Below are 15,587 nucleotides of genomic sequence, written 5' to 3'. Positions count from 1 at the left end.
CAACGGGTGACATATCGACTCGTCACCCCCATCTGTCGATGGGATCGACAGGTTGCGAAAATATGTTTAAAAAAAGCCGAAAAATCGACACGTCATGGTGATATGTCGATCCCGTCACCCTGATCGGTTAGCGGGTCAACTCGGCGAACAACGCATCGTTGATGTAGTACTTTTCACGGCCAACCTGCTCTTCCCGCAAGATGCCCATCGTCGCCAGTGTTTGCAGATAGCGAGAGGCCGTCTGGCGTTTGGCAATACCGGCATCGACCAGAAACCCGATCTTGGTGTAGGGCTGCATAAAAATCAGTTCGACCAGATCCTTGCTATAGATGGCCTCCGCTTCCCGCTGCACCCGCTCGCGCACCTCTTCCATCAAACTCAGGATGCGATTGACCTGCTCAAAGGTTTGTTGTGCCGTGCTCTCCACAGCCCTGAGCATAAACAGCACCCAGGGTTCCCATTGCTGCGCTTCGGTGATGCCCCGTAGGCCGGCATAATATTCCTGCCGATTGGCGATGATGTAGCGCGACAAAAAGAGCACCGGGATATCCAACAGTTGCTGCTCAACAAGATACAACAGGTTCAGGATGCGACCGGTACGGCCATTACCATCGGGGAAGGGGTGAATCGCCTCGAACTGATAATGCATCACCGCCATCTTGACCAGCGGGTCCAGCTCATCCTCGGCATGGATAAATTGCTCAAGATTGGCCAGCTTGTCGCGGATCACCTGCTCTCCAACGGGTGGGGTATAAATGACCTCACCTCGGTCACTCTTCAGGGCCGTACCGGGGATGGCGCGAATGCCGATATCCACCTGTTTAATCAGCCGAACCAGTTCAATAAACAGGTTGGTATTGAGCGGGCGATCCTTGAGCGAATGGAAGCCATGATAGAGCGCCTCACGGTAGCGCAGCACCTCTTTGGTGTGAGGATCTGTCTTGCCATCGCGGTTGGCGGCGGCGCGATACAGCTCGTCATTGGTGGTGACGATATTCTCGATTTCCGATGAGAGCCGCGCTTCTTGCAAGATGATGCTGTTAATCAGCAGCCCCTGATTGGGGATCTTGGCCGCCAGCCCGCGCAGATTGGCCAATACCCGGTTGGCCGCGATGGCTTGTTTCAACACCGCCTTGGTCTCCAGCTCGATGATGGGGGGCAGCAATGGCAGGTCGTTATAGGGCTGGTTACGATCAAATGACATCAGCAGTCACCTCTTTTAGTCAGCATGGTTCCAACACCCCGCACTGGTGGCATCAAAAAATACAACCTCCTTGATGCCCGCATCATTTAGCATTTTTTCCATATGCACCCTTTCGGATTCAATTTTTTTTGGTGTCTTGTTACCAGCAAACACAGACACCGCGGCGCGACGGCATGGTGATAACGCCAGCTGCTCAAGAATATGACGATCCTGTTTGCCAATGCTCCAGCCATAAATAGTCATGCTGTCTTTGGGGCGAGGTAATTCATGTTGATACACATGGGAAAGATATCGGGAGCTGTTTATCGCGGCGATCTTGCTCTCTGACGAGCCCTCGCACACAAACAGAGGTTGACCGTCATTATCACGCCAGTACTGGGTGATAAGGCTTAATGGGTCGCTATTGTCGGCCATCAGCTTACTTTCCTCGCCACCTTGAGTTCGGTAGAGCGCAAGATTGCCATGAGGATAAAAGACTCTGGTCACTCCGGGCTCAAGTTCAGCAGGGAATGACGCGTTGAAGCATTGCTTGATCAATTTGGGGTCTGTCGCGCGCGTCTTATCAATGGTGAACCCGTCCTCAAAACGCCAACCATTGGCTTGGCGAGCATTAAGTGATGCCCAATAGACTATCAAGTCGTAGTTGAGGCTGAATACCGTCGAAAAACCTGCCATAAAGCGGCCAATATGGGCAAGCCCTTGCTGGTCACTGATAGCCTTGTCTGGATGAATGTCTTTTACGGTATCGATCAGCGCCCGCCGCACATCTGTATAGGCGTTGCGAACTTTGTCACGCTCGATTTTGGCCAGCTCAAACTTTTGATTGATATAGTCAGCCTGCCATAGGCGATATAACACTCGTTCGAAATCACGGTCATTCTTGGCGAATTGATCAAACACCTGCTGTGCGGCAGGGCGGATAAATCCGTGCTCACAGCCCTGCTGATACAGGTTGGTGTAACGAAAACAGGGATTGACAGCGACACTGCCGCCATTGCCCACAATCAGGGTGTCCCTGTAATCGGCCTGTATCTCATGCCACCCCCTTATATCTGCCACGTCAGCTTGCCCCTTCGACCATAGCCTCTGCCTCCGGCAAGCGCAGTTGACCGGAGATCAGACGGGGTAGCAGGGTGTCGCGCAAGGTAGCGAGGGTTTGGGCTTGCTTTTGATTTTCTACCAAGCGAGCAAACAAAGGTTCGGCAATTCTCATGAACTCAACGATGACTTCTTTGGATGGAACCAGAGCGGGTAGAGGGCGGAATGCCTTCTTGCTAATCTCCATGAAAGTCGAACCGTTGGCGTGACTCTTAATCATCTCCATGTTCTGACGACACCAAAACAGCATATATAGTGGCGGCAATTGCCCTCCGAGCGGCATGGCGATATAGCCCTGATTCACTGCTACTGGCATTTGAGTGATAGCAAGATAACCAATAGGTGCTCGAGACGACATCAACAAAGTTCCTGTTGGTAACAACCCGGAACTTACTTTTGCCAAGCCTTCTGACGAGAGTTTGCGTTCTGTCTGCAAAAGCACCGGTGACTGCAGACCAGACAAGTCCTTTGGAGTTGTCCAAGAATGCTCAGCAGGTTCCCAGAATGCAGGTTTCTTTGTATCCGGCGTCCCGCCACCAATGCATTCAACTGCATCCCCCACGGGCTTAACCGTCCACCCCTTCGGCACCATACCAAGTTCGGACTCTTCGAAGCTGTCGGGGAACAGGGATGCAACCTCGGGTGTCAGACCAGCAGGTTGCTCCCCACGAGCACAGGCATGGACCGGGTCGAAGTCAACAAACCACGACTTGAACAGTGCCTGCGCGATGGCCTCCAACGTGGCGTTGGTCTCGCGCAGTAGGGCGATGCGATCATCAAGTGACTTTGCAAAGCTTTCAATAGCGCTTAGTTGATTTGGTGGTGGCACCCAAAATGGTAACGACTGCATACGTCTTGTATCCAGTTTGCCAGCACCTATACCAGTATATTCAACTACTGACGAGAGCAAAAATCGTTCATGTGCCATTAGCCAAAAAAGCAAATACCATGGAGTGATGAATTCAATTTTTGCCTTTAGCGACTTCACATCTTGATTGAACGCAACATCTCTTGTTGCTATGCCTACAGGAATACGATTATGAAGAGCACCACCTCGGACTAACAGTAGCACCGAGCCTGATTCGGCCAGTCGAGACCCCGCATCTAAGCCTAGTTGCGTTATTTTTAGATCAGAAGCTCCCAGTCTAGTGCTATGCATAGAGTTAGCACTAATCCACGGAATATCCCCGTTCCAATATTCAGGATTATCTTTCTTAGGGGTACCTCCAGAAGACCACGTAGTCACATCACCAAGAGTCAATAGCTTCCAATCAGATTTCATACCCAAGCCCCCCCAGCTTCTGCTTAATCAACTGGTCCAGCTCTGCACCCTTGGTCATCTGTTCACCAAGTTGCTTGGTCAACCGAGTCATTTTGTCGGCAAAGGCCTCATCGTCCTCCTCCACCTCTTCGGCGCCGACATAGCGGCCAGGAGTCAACACATGGCCGTGCTCGGCAATTTCGGCTAGGGTTACGCTGCGGCAGAATCCCGCTACATCCTCGTAAGACAGCTCGCACTCCCCGTCCCCTTTCCATGCGTGGAAGGTATCGGCGATACGGGCAATAGCGCTCTCATCGAGCTCGCACTGCACCCGGCTGATCATGGTGCCCAGCTTGCGGGCATCGATAAACAGCACCTCACCTTGGCGGCGGGTCTTGTTCTTGGCGAGGAACCAGAGGCAGGCCGGGATCTGGGTGTTGAAAAACAGCTGGCCCGGCAGGGCCACCATGCACTCCACCACGTCCGCCTCCACCATGGCACGGCGAATGTCGCCTTCGCTGTTCTGGCTCGAGCTCATCGAGCCATTGGCCAGCACGATACCGGCACGGCCATTGGGCTTGAGGTGGTAGAGCATATGCTGCAGCCAGGCGTAGTTGGCGTTGCCCGCAGGCGGCGTGCCGTAGACCCAGCGCGGATCCCCCTCGAGGCTACCATGCCACCAGTCGCTGATATTGAACGGCGGGTTGGCCAACACGAAGTCGGCACGCAAGTCAGGGTGCTGATTGCGGGTGAAGGTATCACCGTTTTCGCGCCCGAGGTTGTAGTCCATCCCCTGGATGGCGAGGTTCATCGCCGCCAGCCGCCAAGTGGTCGGATTCGACTCCTGACCGTAGATAGAGACGTCACCCAACTTACCGCCATGGGCTTCGATAAACCTCTCCGACTGCACGAACATGCCGCCTGAACCGCAGCAGGGGTCGTAGACCTGACCATGATGGGGAGCAAGTACCGCCACTAGCGTCTTGACGATACTGGCAGGCGTGTAGAACTGGCCCCCCTTCTTGCCCTCGGCACTGGCAAACTCGCCAAGGAAGTACTCGTAGACCTGCCCCAGGATGTCGCGTGCTTCACTGACATCACTGCCAAAGCCAATCTTGGAAACCAGATCCACCAGCTCGCCGAGCTTGCCATCGGGCAACTGGGCACGGGCGTAGCGCTTGTCGAGGATGCCCTTGAGGCGCGGGTTCTCCTGTTCGATCAGGGTCAGCGCATCGTCAATACGCTTACCGATATCGGCCTGCTTGGCATGGGCCCGCAACCCCTCCCAACGGGCCCCTTCCGGTACCCAGAAGGCGTTCACTTCACGGTAGTAGTCGCGGTCTTCCAGCTCCTCTGCCAGCAGCTCATCGTCACAGTCGTAGAGGAAGTACTCGTCGCTCTCATCGGCAAAGCGGCGGGTTAGCTCGGCACGACGGGCGGCGAAAGAGTCGGAGATGTACTTGAGGAAGATAAGGCCCAGCACGATGTGCTTGTACTCGGCGGCGTCCATGTCGGCACGCAGCTTGTCTGCGGCAGCCCACAGGGTCTTCTTCAGCCCCTCGATACCGGTAACTTGCGGCTCATCCTTGGCCTGCTTAGCCCTGCCACTGGCTTTCGCTTTGCGTGGTGTTGTCTCGGTGGCTTCGCCTTCCAACACCCGAAGCACAGCACCACCCCGCCCGCGCCCCTTGCGCAGTACGCCCTGTTCCAGCAGGGCTTCGCGTGCGGCGGTAAATACCTCATCGGTCAGGTCGCTGAATTGGGCTTTCAAGGTTTCCATCAAGGCTTGGTTACCGATGCTGCTGCCATCTTCAGGAACGGCGGCAAGCAGCGCCTGGCTGAGCTCGTTGGGGTCGGTCATGGGGTTCTCCGGTTAATGCGTGTTGCCTTCACAGCCCACCTGCGCGAAAGCCAAGGTGAGGATGCGGGCCAAGTTGTCAGACTGACGGAACGGCGCATGCCGAGCTTTGCGGGCACAGCAGGGACCTATCCAGGGTGGTGGGTCAACAGAAGGCGATGCAGCCAAGGTGATGCATCGGCGAGAAAAAGTCCGGCCCGTCAGTCGTCTATCCATTATCTGGCGGGCAGTTTATACAAATGAACCCCGCAGCACTATGCGTAATGTCACGCGAAAGGTGATCACTGCGCATCGTTGTTATTGCAGAGATGAAATGGTCAACGTCTCACGTTGGCGGGCAAAAAAAACAAAGGAAAGGCCATGAATTGGCCTTCCCCACGACCTACACACTTATCACGGACGAGTAGGGGCAAAAATGTTACCACAAGCGGATGTGTGGTCACGCCTTGCGGTCAGGATTGGCGCCCATGTTCGTCGTTGGGTAAATGGCTAAGTAGACATAGCCGTGGCTACCCAGGCTATCGGCTTCACAGGTGAAATCGCCGTGCTGGATAGTGATGCAGTGCTGACGCTGGGCATCCAGTTCGCCGGTCAGCAGCTTGGCTTCCAGTGCCTTGATGATCTCCGGGAAAGCCAGGTCGAGATTGGCTATCTGCGCCTCACTCCATTCACCTATCAGACTGGCTCGATCGGATAGAAAATCGAGTCGGTAGCGACTCTGTATCAGACGAGCGCCAAAGCGTGGGGAGATATCACTAGGCAGACCCCAGCTAATGCTGGGGGCTTGTGCGGGAACTTGTAACTCTGAATTGTGGGCAGCAGGGTCAGAGTATGTGGAATGGCTCATGGTCATAATTAGCGATACCTCAGTTGAATATCGATGCGGGTGCCGGGCACGTTGTGACGCTGGCGCAATCTGGTCAGATGCGCTGGGAAGTCGGTCAGGCTTGCCAGTCGCCCCCGGTAGAGCCGGGAGAGATTGGTGTAGTCAGGGTGGCTCACCGTGATGGTCACCTGATGCCCTGGCTGCCAGCGGCCAAACAGGCATGCTTTGGCCTCTTTGATGGTTGTGATGCCGGGGGCGGGTAGCATTTGCCGGTTTCGCAGATGCAGTTTGTTGAGCTCGGGGGCATAGCGATGCACCTCGAGTCCGGTGATAAGACGGGTCATGTTCGGTGACTCCAATGATGCAAAGGGCCAGCCTGTGAGGGCTGGCACTTTATGCTGTTTGTGGATGAGCGAGACGGTGGGGCGTCAACGGGCGCTGTCAGCCGTCTGATTGATAACCGGTTTGCAATTGAGCCGGTCCAGCAGGTGTAGCGAGCCGTACTGGGCTACCAGTCGATCTATGGCCATCTGGGCGCACTCTGTTCTGCTGGGCTTATTCTCGGGGATTGCGTAACGAGCGGTGAGCCAGCCGCCGAGCAGTGCAATGCGGTAGCCACTCGGAATGTGGGTAAGCGAGGTGCCGATACCCCTACCGTGAATGAGGAAAGGCACGGCCTGCCCACCGATGTTGATATCCATGCGCTGCCCCTTGAGCTCGAAGGTGGTGAGTTCACCGGTTTGCGGATGCTTGCCGGGTACCTTGATGGTGATGTTCTTAGCCATCTCACACCTCCGGCTTGCGTTCAAAGTGGCGGGTCACAACGCCTGCTTGCGGGTCAATGCTGATAAAGGCCGGGGCTTGCGGGTGGTACTGGTAGAGCCGCGCCAGTTCGGCACGAAACGCCTCGACGTTCGGTGCAATTACATGACTGGTATCCCCCTCGGCGTAGGTAAAGGTCTCCAGCTTCTCGGTGTGAATCCATACCCCGAAGTACCACGCATCTTCTTCGGTGTCGTACTGCTGCCAGCCCTGAGCCAGCAGTGTTCGGTCGTAATAGTAGCGGTCAGCCTGATGGCTACCCCGGTCGATGCGGCAGCCGGTCACTGTAAGTTCAAACGGGATACGCCCCGCCTTGTGGGCCTTTTTGACCCGGCGCAGCAGCTTGAGGGCTTTGGCTCTACTACGGCCATTACCGAGTGGTTGCGGCTGCCTGGCCCGCAATCCCAGGTGGGTCATTATCTTCGGCGCGGTGTTGTGGTTGAGCTGACCGATGGCAGTGGTGATCTGCCGAGCGGTCAGGGTCTTGTAATCACGCAGGTCGTGCATGGTTGGGCTTCCTTCAAATGCATACAGCCCCTCGGAGTGAGGGGCTGTATGGGGTCTTGTGTGTGCTGGTGGCCGTGGCTCAGGTGTGACTACTCCAATCCGGCTTGTCATTACTACCGTGGTTGACGTAGGCCCCGACAATTACCCGTTGCCACTCACCGACCGGCTGACCCGCTGCATTACAGGCGCAGCGAAAGCGGGCGAAGTTAATCTCTCGTGGCAGGTGCTCACGCATATCCCGTGGACTGACAAAGAGCGTGGTCTTGTGCAACACAGGGTTGGGGGCCACCAGCGGGCCACCAATACGTCGCCCCTCCACATCGTGGGCATAGGCAAAGCCCGGCAGCATCAACTGCTGACTGATGAGCTTGGCAAGCCCTGAGTGAGCACACATGGCCTCCGCGACGGCGGCCTGGCTAAAGCTGTCATTGAACTCAATCATTGATGTTTCTCCTTTTCCTCCGGTGAACGGTAAGCAGCTGCCAGCAGCGCAAACTGTTCGACCAGATAGCTGATACTGATACCCAGTTCATCGCTCACCCCATCCCCTAGACGGTGATGCAGGTGTGCCATGTCATCGGCGACACGTTGGGCTAGGTGGGCCATTGAACTCGGTGGCGAGCTTGCCACTGTCAGGGTGATGTAGAGATCCATCACATCTCTCCCCAGGGTGCTTGCTCCCACAGTGACAGCCGGGTCAGCACGTCTTGCGCCAGCGCCTGCTGCAACGGCTGTATTACCTTCACCAGCCGTGGGGCCTGCTCAGGACTCCCGCTCCATTCGCTCGACTGGTACAGGGCGCAGCAGGTGAATTTGTAGAGGGCTACCAGTTCGGCATCGGTGAGTGGTGCCTGGTGGTAACGATGGGCAGGTTTAAGCGGCCCCAGCTTGTTCGAGCGGTGCTGATGTGGTTCCTTGTGGCCCTGCTGACGCCCAAGCTGATAGCGATGCCAAACAGCACGGCGATTGGCGAGCATCATCAACCGTACCAGCCGGTCAACCCGCCACGTCCAGGTGCTGGTCGTGTCTGCTGGCGGCTGCCACCAGAGGGTGCGCAGTAGCTCCAGGGTGTAGTGCGGTGGCATGGGGGCATTGCAAAAGCGATGTAGCTGCACGGCAAAGGCTAGGTAATCCTTGCGGTCAATCATGAAGGCAGACATTGAGTGACTCCTTGAAATGAACAAGGCCACCTGTAGTGAGGTGGCCTTGCTGGGGGGATCGGAATATCCGGATCATGGTGTTGGCGCGGATGATCCGGGTTTGGGGATGCTGGCGTTATTCGTGCGCCTGCTCTGCGTCTGGGTAAGCCGCATCAAACAGGATGGCGTAGAGCGCACAATCAATGCCGTTGACGGCATCGTGATGCAGGTAATAGGGCGGTGCGTCTCGGGAGCACTCGAAGTAGTCGCCAAAGCAGCTGAGGCATTCGCGGATCTCGATGGTGGATCCCCGCAGCAAGGCCTCTTCAAGCTGCCTGGCATAACCCTCGTCATCACGCGCCTTGGTGACGGCTTTTTCCAGTAATGCCAGCGCCTCCTCGTTGCAGGCAGTAGCCAGACGATGGCGCAGCTTGCTCAGGGTTTCCTCAAGGGAATAGGGGTTAGGTAATCGCATCGCTCATTTCTCTTTTGGAACGGACTAATGGCGCAGCTGATGCAGCAGCGCATCAATAGCCTCGATACTATCGGCCTGGGTGAGCAGGGAGCCGTTAGGCAGGTGAGCCACGATGGCGGGCTCGGTCTGCATCTCGACGTTGTCTGCCAGCCAACAGCGCAACTCGATGAGGATATCGAGGGCGGTGAGGTGGGTTTTGCCTGGGGTCTGGTTCATAGCTGACCTCTTTCGGCCATCGAGACTAAGCCCTCAGCACCGACCACCAGATGGTCAAGCAATCGCACATCGACCAGCGCCAAGGCTTCTTTGAGGGCCTGGGTAAAGACCCTGTCAGATTGACTGGGTTCCGGGTCACCGCTGGGGTGATTGTGCACCGCGATGATGGCCCCACTGTTGAGCAGTATGGCCCGCTTGACCACTTCCCGTGGGTAGATACTGGCGCTGTCCAAGGTGCCGCGAAACAGCTCCTCAAAGGCCAGTACACGATGTTGGGAGTCGAGGAACAGTGCACCAAACACTTCGTGCTCCCGGTCCTGCAGCAGGGTCTGCAGCCGCTCAGCGGCCTCTGTGGTACTGGTGATGGCGGAGCCTTTGGCAAGACGCTTGCGAGCAATCTGATTGGCGATACGCAACAGGTCTTGCTCGGTCACGGGTTCGGTGACGACATAGGTGCCGGGGCATTCCCCGGCTTTGAGTTTGTGGTAACGCATGTGGGGTTCTCCAAATAAACAAAACCCCGGCACACATAAAGCATGTCAGGGTTAAAGGTAGAGCGGTTGTTGGTTCACTGTGAGGGGTGTTCAGTTGGCCTTGGTGGCGGCTTCTGCTCCTGTTCCGGCTGTAGGGGCGCGCTTCACCGGCATCAGCGGTCCGGGGACCAGTACGTTGAGTAGGATAGCGAGCGCAACGCTCAGCCGTTCCGCCAGTTGGTAGGCCGGTCCTATGGTGTCGTAGTCAGCTACCTAGGTGGCCAGCGCCAACCCACTGCCCTCCACAGCCCGCAGGTAGACGCTGTAGTCCTGCACGGTCAGGCCACTGTCACGCACCACCTGAGTTTCCCCCTCTCGATTGATGGCTTCCAGCTCAACGGCTATCGGTTGTTTGGACATCGTGTGTCTCCTCTTGCGGTAAGGGGTCACTCTCCACGCGATAACCGTGATTAGTGCAGGTACGCTGCAGGTCAGCCAGGAAACTTGCCAACACACGGGGTTGCTCGGTGAGAGAAACCGGTCCTGCCTGGCTGCGCCAAAAACAGTGACGAGTGGGGTCCACGCAAATTTCATCTATCGGCTGGCTCATCGTGCGCCAATCCTCGGCATTGGTGAGGGAGAGCAGTTGCCACTGCACCCCAGACCAGCGCAGGTGCAGCGTAACGGTGCGGGCATGGGGGCTATCAGGAGTGAGGTGTAGTAACCAGCGCTGGCCACGGTGGCGCGGTTGTATCTTGGCCTTGGCGGCGACCAGTCCCAGCCACTGGCGCGAGGTGTGGGAGAGCGGCAGTTCGTTAGTCATCACACACCTCCTACTCCCCGCTGACCGTGACGGTGAAATATCCCAACTGGGCGTAGCTAATGAAATTGCTCTGCCACAGGGCGAACAGTTCCCGCGCTTCCACGCCGGGCAGTGGTCCCCAGCCCTGCAGATAGTGCTCGTCGCAAGAGAGGTTGAAGTCGAGCTCCTTGCAGAGCTCGGCATCCTGGCCCAGTCCCTGATAACTGAAGTCGGTGATGTAATCGAAGACCCAGCCGTGCAATCCCCGAATAAGCCGCAGCTCTACCGGATGGACGCCACCCGTCTCGGCACTGTAGCCGGGGCTGCGAAAGTTGAAGGTCAGGGTCGAGAGGTCGGTGAGGTCGAGCCGTTGTTCCCGCACGGCGCTGCGCAGCAAGTCAGGTAGCGCGGGTGAAATCGGCAGGGCCATCCCTGCCAAGTGAAATGGCATGGTCATCATGGTGTGTCCTTTCGTATCGAATGTGATAACCGTCAATCCCTGAACCAGCGCCAGGCGCGGTAGAGGCCGTAGGTGGCGGCCAAGGGCGCCGCAAGCGAGGTGGCCGAGCTCCCCAGCAACGCACAGACTGCGGAGGTCACAGCGGTAGTTGCTGATGGGTTCAGTGCCGCGCTGGTGGCCATGCCAGGCAGGGCCGCAAGGGTGGGCTGATGGGCCACAGTGCGAAGCGCCTGATGTGCGATACACCCCGTGGCAATCAGCTGGCTAATCTGCTTGCTGTAGTGAAAGCCCTCGATACACCAGAGCACGAAGTGCTCGCAGTTGTTAAAGAGCGTGCTGTAGTGCGCCTCTCCAAGACGCGAGTAAGCGCGGTCGATACTCTCCTCCCGGTTATAGGCGCGTGCGCTATGGTGCTGGATGCGATAGCCCCGCCCTTGGCTAAACTCGGCAAGGGTGGTGATAGCTATCTGACCGGAATGTATTCCGGCACTGACCCCTTGGTAATGGATGACCAGATGGTCCCCCAGATAGAGACCGTGGTGCTGGTAACCGGTGCGGGGGGAAACAAGGTGGTCCCCTGATTGTGGTAATGGCATGAACAGTTCCTTAAATAAAATGCGGCATAAAACAGAGGGCACCCGAAGGTGCCCTGATGGTGGTGAATGTGTGGCGGCTGGTGGTCAGGACTGCTTGCGCAGCGTCAAGCTGTTGGCATCCCATACCCAGCGCTGGTGAGGATTGCCGGGCAGGTCGAGGGTGAAACCGTTGGGAGCGGGGGTCAGCTTGCCTTCATCGCTGCAGGTACCAAAGGGTTGTGAAAGCATGGCCAGCGCCCCCTTCTGGGCGACAGCCAACTGGTAGAGCACCGGGCATGCCACTCCGCCACTGTGCAGCTCAAACAAGACCGCCTGCCCGTTGGGCAGCGGCAAACGGTGCGTGAGTTTGATGGCGTCATATTCATCGGTGCGCAGCAGTACCTCACCCCCATACCGGATCTCGATGTTGTAATCGTCATTTTTCACGATGGTAAATGACGCGGTACTTGATGCGGCTGACGAGGGTGCAAAGGAGGGTTCGAAGTAACGGCTACCATCCGAGTAGGTCAGCATCATGCCGTTCAGTGAAACCGGCTGGCTGACACTGGGGATGAGCCTTGGCTCATCTTCATCCAGCGGCATCAACATGATGCGTTCCCCTTTCGAGGTCTCTATCCAAAACTGCATGCTGGCGAAATTGAGGGTGCCCTCAACGTTGGCCGGTACCCGTTTAGTGACCGTTGGCACAGTGAACTGGGGCGCCGCCCAGGTCGGTAAAGCAAACAGCGATAACCATGTGCACCACAGTGCCAGTCTGATTTTTTCTGTCATGTCACTCTCCAAACGAGTTATTCAATGGTGTAAGAGGCATTGCCCAGATTGGTGAAGAGGGTCACCTCCCTCAATCGGCACGGCTCGGTCATGACCAGCCGCCAGCTTTCGGTGTAATTGAGCTTGAGTGGGAAATGGGTCCCCCCAAGCTGACCACCGATGTCATTGCGCAGCATCACCCGGCAGTCAGAGGGGGCTATACAATTTCCTTGGTGAAAGCGAGGCTCGTCACATTTTGAGAGAGCGCAGCGCCCCTTCTTTGGCGGCTAACATTTTGATGAATTCAGGGGCCCACTTCCTTCCCGTAACAATATCAATAATCGTCCTGTCGCTCATCTTAGGTACGTTATAAATGAGCTTGATGATAAGGCCACCCAAGCTATTGCCATTTATAGTTGTAAGCGTTTTCCAAAGTCCCATATTACCAACCTTCATGATTCAATTTTGACCATTAACATGTGCATCCGATAATCAACTATCTCTGCAAATCAACCAGTAAAGTAATCCGGCTAAAATCGGGTCAATTATAAGTCCGAGAATGAACCAGCCCCAGAATGAGCGTCCGTTACCAGCCGCAACAAATCCCAGTAATAAAGCAAGTCCAACCCAGATCAGGACTAATGGCATGAGGAGTCTCCTGTAATGTGTAAATGGCAAAAGAAAGCCGGGCCGATAAGGCGAATCTATCGGGTAGGCGAGACATTCGAGTAATGTCAGTGGGAGTGCTGGATCGATAACCAGACTCAGTCAACAAAGTGGCCAGAGGTGAGATCGTGTCGAACTCCTTTCGATGTTGGGGTGACTACTTCACTAAATTAGATCTAATGAGGTGATCCTCACCCCAAAGAGTCCTTAATGTCAATGAGTCCATGGCCAACCATACAGGTTGACTGGAGGACTTATGACAGACATCAACTTTGACGATCTAGCCAAAAGCGTCGGTAAAGCGATTGGACGGCAACGCCAACAAGCGGGACTGACCCAGGATCAAGTCGCAGAGCACCTGGATATCGGGATGGAAGCGGTCTCTCGGATGGAGCGGGGAAAAGTGGTGCCTACCGTGGTGCGGTTGGCAGAGCTCGCCCAGCTGTTTGAGTGTGAGCTGGCAGACTTCCTGCGTGAGACCAGCAACCGCCCCACCGAACAAGGCATTGTGCTCAGCCAACAGTTGGCTAAGCTCGATACAGAGGACAGAGCGCTGGTGCTGGAGGTGGTAGATAAGCTGGTGGCACGATTGGCGCCTTAACAGCTCGCAGTGCGCATCTGTGACTGACTGACACCCGATGCCAGGGTCAATAACTTGGGAGGCCGTAATGGCGCTCCCAAGCAGCTTCACAGCGATATCTGTTTACTCTCCCTTGATAATATCTATCTGAGTTCCTTTTCAATCAGACCGACAGAACAATAACCTAGGTCTGCCAAGGCGAGGTTGGCGTGATGGTCTCTCCATACGCCCGAAGGTCCGACGACCAGCTGGCAATACCGCCAATATTTGCGTATCCAGCTTGGTCAGATAACTCAGCGCATTAATCAGGTTTATGCGCTTGGTTGTATCGCTGTAGTGGACCATCCCAATACCATCAGTTCCCCATTCCCGATATTCCTCCCGCCTGACCTGACAATTGAAATAGCTCCCGTTATTGTCGGACATATCTTCCCATACCTCTCCCAGCGCTATACCCAGCGAGATATCTCGTTGGTGAACTGCCCCATTAAAAATGAACGTAATGTGGGTATGGAAACGTCTATCAACACCGAACTCCAGTTTCCAGATATAGCCTAACAGAGCGGGATATTTGTTCTGTACTCGACGAAGGTAACAATTCCGATCTTCCGTCACGAGGTCTAACGTGAGCTGGTCGTAGTAGTCTTCGTGATAGCCGATATCCAATCGGATGACTAATAGCTTGGCATGCTGGTCGAATAGGCTATTAACATACGTCGCTATACTGCGCTGATTGCGGCTCTCAACGCGTTCAAGGTTCTTGAGGCACTTACGGTGCGCCTTACTCTTGAACTCTCTTAGAAACGCATACAGCGCGTTATTGATATCCCTGGCTAATTCGTCACCGACATCACTATCGAGATATCGCTCATGGATGAGGTGCAATCCATAAATCTCTCGCATATGCGTTAGGAATAGCGATACCGTTGGATGCGCTGACGATACCTCCTCATGACAATAAAAATAATCACACACAGTATCCAATACATTAAAGAGTTTGGTTGATAGCCTACGGTCAACGCAAGTGATGTATGACTTACCTGGGGCTGAATAAACAGCCCTGACAATCGGGAATGTCATATGCTGGAGCTTATCGGTAAGTGTAAGGATATCTAATAGCTTAATTGAATTAAACATGATGGCCTCGCTTAGGCAGGAGTAACCCTACGCTGTGTGATAGACACACGCGCATATAGGGGCGATTAGTGGAGTGGTATTGGCTAACTATGCTGGTGGTAGCATGACCACCACATGGGAGTGGTGTAATGGTACGCGATAGTGGTAATGGTTATTGGTTGTTTATGGGTGGCTGTACATAGCGTAGGAATAGTATTGAATAGAAGTGATATTAAATAATAAATATACCTAAACGTGATACGCCTGCCTCACCTACGAAAATACCAAAAAACATATATAAGAAGGAATGGTTATTTCCCTAATCCATTATCCTATCAAGGCATGACTTATAACACTGGAAGTTATGGAGCTCACTAGGGATGGAAAAGAACATTCAAGACTGGCTTCTACCAATAAGCCAGCTGTCAACATCGTGCTCAAACCAGCCAATAGAGGACTGACCTATCTTGAAGGGTTTGGGGAATGTCTCGTCATAACGAGGAGATTTGGGGTTAAGCCAGTCATAGATAGTAGACCTGGCCATGCCAATCTTGTTGGTGAGGTCCTTAATGCGCAGGACTTTGATGGTGTTGTTCATGGTGTGTACTCCTGATGATGTAGTGGGTTGTTTCATCAGAAGAGCGGGCCAGTGAAAAAAAAGGGGTATACGGATTTAATGGTTGATGGGGCACCTTCACCCCATCAATCTGATACCACCCTCAGATGGTTGATAGATCG

The 15,587-nt window shown here is 55.0% G+C and carries 25 protein-coding genes; 1 reads left to right on the top strand and 24 read right to left on the bottom strand.

Features of this window, described 5'->3' with window-relative positions; all coding sequences use genetic code 11:
- Nucleotides 1-127 precede the first annotated feature (127 nt).
- The 22 genes from PG899_RS03220 to PG899_RS03115 all read right to left on the bottom strand — a co-directional run bounded on the left by PG899_RS03220 (nt 128) and on the right by PG899_RS03115 (nt 13,135).
- Entirely contained in the window at nt 128-1,165 is a 1,038-nt protein-coding gene (locus PG899_RS03220; RefSeq protein ID WP_197725299.1) for a Fic family protein, read from the bottom strand.
- A gap of 54 nt (nt 1,166-1,219) precedes the next feature.
- Nucleotides 1,220-2,263, bottom strand: coding sequence for a DUF4917 family protein (locus tag PG899_RS03215; RefSeq protein WP_113721843.1), 1,044 nt, complete (start codon nt 2,261-2,263; stop codon nt 1,220-1,222).
- A gap of 1 nt (nt 2,264) precedes the next feature.
- Nucleotides 2,265-3,584 (bottom strand): restriction endonuclease subunit S, encoded by a 1,320-nt coding sequence (locus PG899_RS03210; protein ID WP_113721842.1) that lies wholly within the window; start codon nt 3,582-3,584, stop codon nt 2,265-2,267.
- Nucleotides 3,574-5,424, bottom strand: a complete 1,851-nt coding sequence (locus PG899_RS03205; protein WP_113721841.1) for a class I SAM-dependent DNA methyltransferase — start codon at nt 5,422-5,424, stop codon at nt 3,574-3,576. Before PG899_RS03205 ends, PG899_RS03210 begins: the two co-directional genes overlap by 11 nt.
- Nucleotides 5,425-5,860: 436 nt before the next feature.
- Nucleotides 5,861-6,274, bottom strand: coding sequence for a type IV toxin-antitoxin system YeeU family antitoxin (locus PG899_RS03200; RefSeq protein ID WP_270696981.1), 414 nt, complete (start codon nt 6,272-6,274; stop codon nt 5,861-5,863).
- Between the two features lie 2 nt (nt 6,275-6,276).
- Nucleotides 6,277-6,591 (bottom strand): hypothetical protein, encoded by a 315-nt coding sequence (locus PG899_RS03195; RefSeq protein WP_113721840.1) that lies wholly within the window; start codon nt 6,589-6,591, stop codon nt 6,277-6,279.
- Nucleotides 6,592-6,675: 84 nt separating this feature from the next.
- Complete coding sequence (locus PG899_RS03190; protein ID WP_113721839.1) at nt 6,676-7,032, bottom strand: hypothetical protein; 357 nt, start codon at nt 7,030-7,032, stop codon at nt 6,676-6,678.
- Between the two features lies 1 nt (nt 7,033).
- Nucleotides 7,034-7,576 (bottom strand): hypothetical protein, encoded by a 543-nt coding sequence (locus PG899_RS03185; RefSeq protein ID WP_021140794.1) that lies wholly within the window; start codon nt 7,574-7,576, stop codon nt 7,034-7,036.
- A gap of 79 nt (nt 7,577-7,655) precedes the next feature.
- Nucleotides 7,656-8,018: a hypothetical protein gene (locus tag PG899_RS03180; RefSeq protein ID WP_113721838.1), complete on the bottom strand. Its 363-nt coding sequence runs from the start codon at nt 8,016-8,018 to the stop codon at nt 7,656-7,658.
- Nucleotides 8,015-8,230: a hypothetical protein gene (locus PG899_RS03175; protein ID WP_016349977.1), complete on the bottom strand. Its 216-nt coding sequence runs from the start codon at nt 8,228-8,230 to the stop codon at nt 8,015-8,017. Before PG899_RS03175 ends, PG899_RS03180 begins: the two co-directional genes overlap by 4 nt.
- Entirely contained in the window at nt 8,230-8,736 is a 507-nt protein-coding gene (locus PG899_RS03170; RefSeq protein WP_113721837.1) for a hypothetical protein, read from the bottom strand. The genes PG899_RS03175 and PG899_RS03170 overlap by 1 nt, the downstream gene beginning before the upstream one ends.
- Nucleotides 8,737-8,851: 115 nt before the next feature.
- Nucleotides 8,852-9,190 (bottom strand): hypothetical protein, encoded by a 339-nt coding sequence (locus tag PG899_RS03165; protein ID WP_174218935.1) that lies wholly within the window; start codon nt 9,188-9,190, stop codon nt 8,852-8,854.
- Between the two features lie 24 nt (nt 9,191-9,214).
- Nucleotides 9,215-9,406, bottom strand: coding sequence for a hypothetical protein (locus tag PG899_RS03160; protein WP_077098430.1), 192 nt, complete (start codon nt 9,404-9,406; stop codon nt 9,215-9,217).
- Entirely contained in the window at nt 9,403-9,900 is a 498-nt protein-coding gene (gene radC / locus PG899_RS03155) for a RadC family protein (RefSeq protein WP_042045083.1), read from the bottom strand. Before radC ends, PG899_RS03160 begins: the two co-directional genes overlap by 4 nt.
- A gap of 252 nt (nt 9,901-10,152) precedes the next feature.
- Nucleotides 10,153-10,299, bottom strand: coding sequence for a hypothetical protein (locus PG899_RS03150; protein WP_225159555.1), 147 nt, complete (start codon nt 10,297-10,299; stop codon nt 10,153-10,155).
- Nucleotides 10,274-10,702 (bottom strand): hypothetical protein, encoded by a 429-nt coding sequence (locus PG899_RS03145; protein ID WP_113721836.1) that lies wholly within the window; start codon nt 10,700-10,702, stop codon nt 10,274-10,276. Before PG899_RS03145 ends, PG899_RS03150 begins: the two co-directional genes overlap by 26 nt.
- Nucleotides 10,703-10,712: 10 nt before the next feature.
- Entirely contained in the window at nt 10,713-11,138 is a 426-nt protein-coding gene (locus PG899_RS03140; protein WP_077098325.1) for a DUF2787 family protein, read from the bottom strand.
- A 35-nt stretch (nt 11,139-11,173) separates the two neighbouring features.
- A complete protein-coding gene (locus PG899_RS03135) occupies nt 11,174-11,737 on the bottom strand; it encodes a lecithin retinol acyltransferase family protein (RefSeq protein WP_077098321.1) in 564 nt (187 codons plus the stop codon).
- A gap of 84 nt (nt 11,738-11,821) precedes the next feature.
- Nucleotides 11,822-12,508 carry a hypothetical protein gene (locus PG899_RS03130; protein WP_077098327.1) on the bottom strand — a complete coding sequence of 229 codons (687 nt, stop codon included), beginning with the start codon at nt 12,506-12,508 and terminating at the stop codon, nt 11,822-11,824.
- Nucleotides 12,509-12,525: 17 nt separating this feature from the next.
- Nucleotides 12,526-12,684, bottom strand: coding sequence for a hypothetical protein (locus tag PG899_RS03125; RefSeq protein WP_179101548.1), 159 nt, complete (start codon nt 12,682-12,684; stop codon nt 12,526-12,528).
- Nucleotides 12,685-12,736: 52 nt separating this feature from the next.
- Nucleotides 12,737-12,928, bottom strand: coding sequence for a hypothetical protein (locus PG899_RS03120; protein WP_043851829.1), 192 nt, complete (start codon nt 12,926-12,928; stop codon nt 12,737-12,739).
- A 51-nt stretch (nt 12,929-12,979) separates the two neighbouring features.
- Nucleotides 12,980-13,135: a hypothetical protein gene (locus PG899_RS03115; protein ID WP_113721835.1), complete on the bottom strand. Its 156-nt coding sequence runs from the start codon at nt 13,133-13,135 to the stop codon at nt 12,980-12,982.
- 274 nt (nt 13,136-13,409) lie between these two features.
- On the opposite strand from PG899_RS03115, the gene PG899_RS03110 reads away from it, so the two are divergent.
- Nucleotides 13,410-13,754, top strand: coding sequence for a helix-turn-helix domain-containing protein (locus PG899_RS03110; protein ID WP_043851830.1), 345 nt, complete (start codon nt 13,410-13,412; stop codon nt 13,752-13,754).
- A 138-nt stretch (nt 13,755-13,892) separates the two neighbouring features.
- Here PG899_RS03110 and PG899_RS03105 read toward each other — a convergent pair whose 3' ends face one another.
- Entirely contained in the window at nt 13,893-14,870 is a 978-nt protein-coding gene (locus PG899_RS03105) for a YagK/YfjJ domain-containing protein (protein ID WP_239497674.1), read from the bottom strand.
- A 373-nt stretch (nt 14,871-15,243) separates the two neighbouring features.
- Nucleotides 15,244-15,447 (bottom strand): helix-turn-helix transcriptional regulator, encoded by a 204-nt coding sequence (locus tag PG899_RS03100; RefSeq protein ID WP_024945106.1) that lies wholly within the window; start codon nt 15,445-15,447, stop codon nt 15,244-15,246.
- Nucleotides 15,448-15,587 lie beyond the last annotated feature (140 nt).

It is taken from the genome of Aeromonas sp. QDB39 (genome assembly GCF_027707585.1).
Classification (GTDB): domain Bacteria; phylum Pseudomonadota; class Gammaproteobacteria; order Enterobacterales; family Aeromonadaceae; genus Aeromonas; species Aeromonas hydrophila.
This window is presented reverse-complemented; position numbering and strand designations above follow the sequence as displayed.

Coding starts and splice junctions, on each gene's coding strand:
- PG899_RS03210 (WP_113721842.1), bottom strand. CDS start 3,584: ATGAAATCTGATTGGAAGCTATTGACTCTTGGTGATGTGACTACGTGG.
- PG899_RS03205 (WP_113721841.1), bottom strand. CDS start 5,424: ATGACCGACCCCAACGAGCTCAGCCAGGCGCTGCTTGCCGCCGTTCCT.
- PG899_RS03200 (WP_270696981.1), bottom strand. CDS start 6,274: ATGACCATGAGCCATTCCACATACTCTGACCCTGCTGCCCACAATTCA.
- PG899_RS03195 (WP_113721840.1), bottom strand. CDS start 6,591: ATGACCCGTCTTATCACCGGACTCGAGGTGCATCGCTATGCCCCCGAG.
- PG899_RS03190 (WP_113721839.1), bottom strand. CDS start 7,032: ATGGCTAAGAACATCACCATCAAGGTACCCGGCAAGCATCCGCAAACC.
- PG899_RS03185 (WP_021140794.1), bottom strand. CDS start 7,576: ATGCACGACCTGCGTGATTACAAGACCCTGACCGCTCGGCAGATCACC.
- PG899_RS03180 (WP_113721838.1), bottom strand. CDS start 8,018: ATGATTGAGTTCAATGACAGCTTTAGCCAGGCCGCCGTCGCGGAGGCC.
- PG899_RS03175 (WP_016349977.1), bottom strand. CDS start 8,230: ATGGATCTCTACATCACCCTGACAGTGGCAAGCTCGCCACCGAGTTCA.
- PG899_RS03170 (WP_113721837.1), bottom strand. CDS start 8,736: ATGTCTGCCTTCATGATTGACCGCAAGGATTACCTAGCCTTTGCCGTG.
- PG899_RS03165 (WP_174218935.1), bottom strand. CDS start 9,190: ATGCGATTACCTAACCCCTATTCCCTTGAGGAAACCCTGAGCAAGCTG.
- PG899_RS03160 (WP_077098430.1), bottom strand. CDS start 9,406: ATGAACCAGACCCCAGGCAAAACCCACCTCACCGCCCTCGATATCCTC.
- radC (WP_042045083.1), bottom strand. CDS start 9,900: ATGCGTTACCACAAACTCAAAGCCGGGGAATGCCCCGGCACCTATGTC.
- PG899_RS03150 (WP_225159555.1), bottom strand. CDS start 10,299: ATGTCCAAACAACCGATAGCCGTTGAGCTGGAAGCCATCAATCGAGAG.
- PG899_RS03145 (WP_113721836.1), bottom strand. CDS start 10,702: ATGACTAACGAACTGCCGCTCTCCCACACCTCGCGCCAGTGGCTGGGA.
- PG899_RS03140 (WP_077098325.1), bottom strand. CDS start 11,138: ATGACCATGCCATTTCACTTGGCAGGGATGGCCCTGCCGATTTCACCC.
- PG899_RS03135 (WP_077098321.1), bottom strand. CDS start 11,737: ATGCCATTACCACAATCAGGGGACCACCTTGTTTCCCCCCGCACCGGT.
- PG899_RS03130 (WP_077098327.1), bottom strand. CDS start 12,508: ATGACAGAAAAAATCAGACTGGCACTGTGGTGCACATGGTTATCGCTG.
- PG899_RS03125 (WP_179101548.1), bottom strand. CDS start 12,684: ATGCTGCGCAATGACATCGGTGGTCAGCTTGGGGGGACCCATTTCCCA.
- PG899_RS03120 (WP_043851829.1), bottom strand. CDS start 12,928: ATGGGACTTTGGAAAACGCTTACAACTATAAATGGCAATAGCTTGGGT.
- PG899_RS03115 (WP_113721835.1), bottom strand. CDS start 13,135: ATGCCATTAGTCCTGATCTGGGTTGGACTTGCTTTATTACTGGGATTT.
- PG899_RS03110 (WP_043851830.1), top strand. CDS start 13,410: ATGACAGACATCAACTTTGACGATCTAGCCAAAAGCGTCGGTAAAGCG.
- PG899_RS03105 (WP_239497674.1), bottom strand. CDS start 14,870: ATGTTTAATTCAATTAAGCTATTAGATATCCTTACACTTACCGATAAG.
- PG899_RS03100 (WP_024945106.1), bottom strand. CDS start 15,447: ATGAACAACACCATCAAAGTCCTGCGCATTAAGGACCTCACCAACAAG.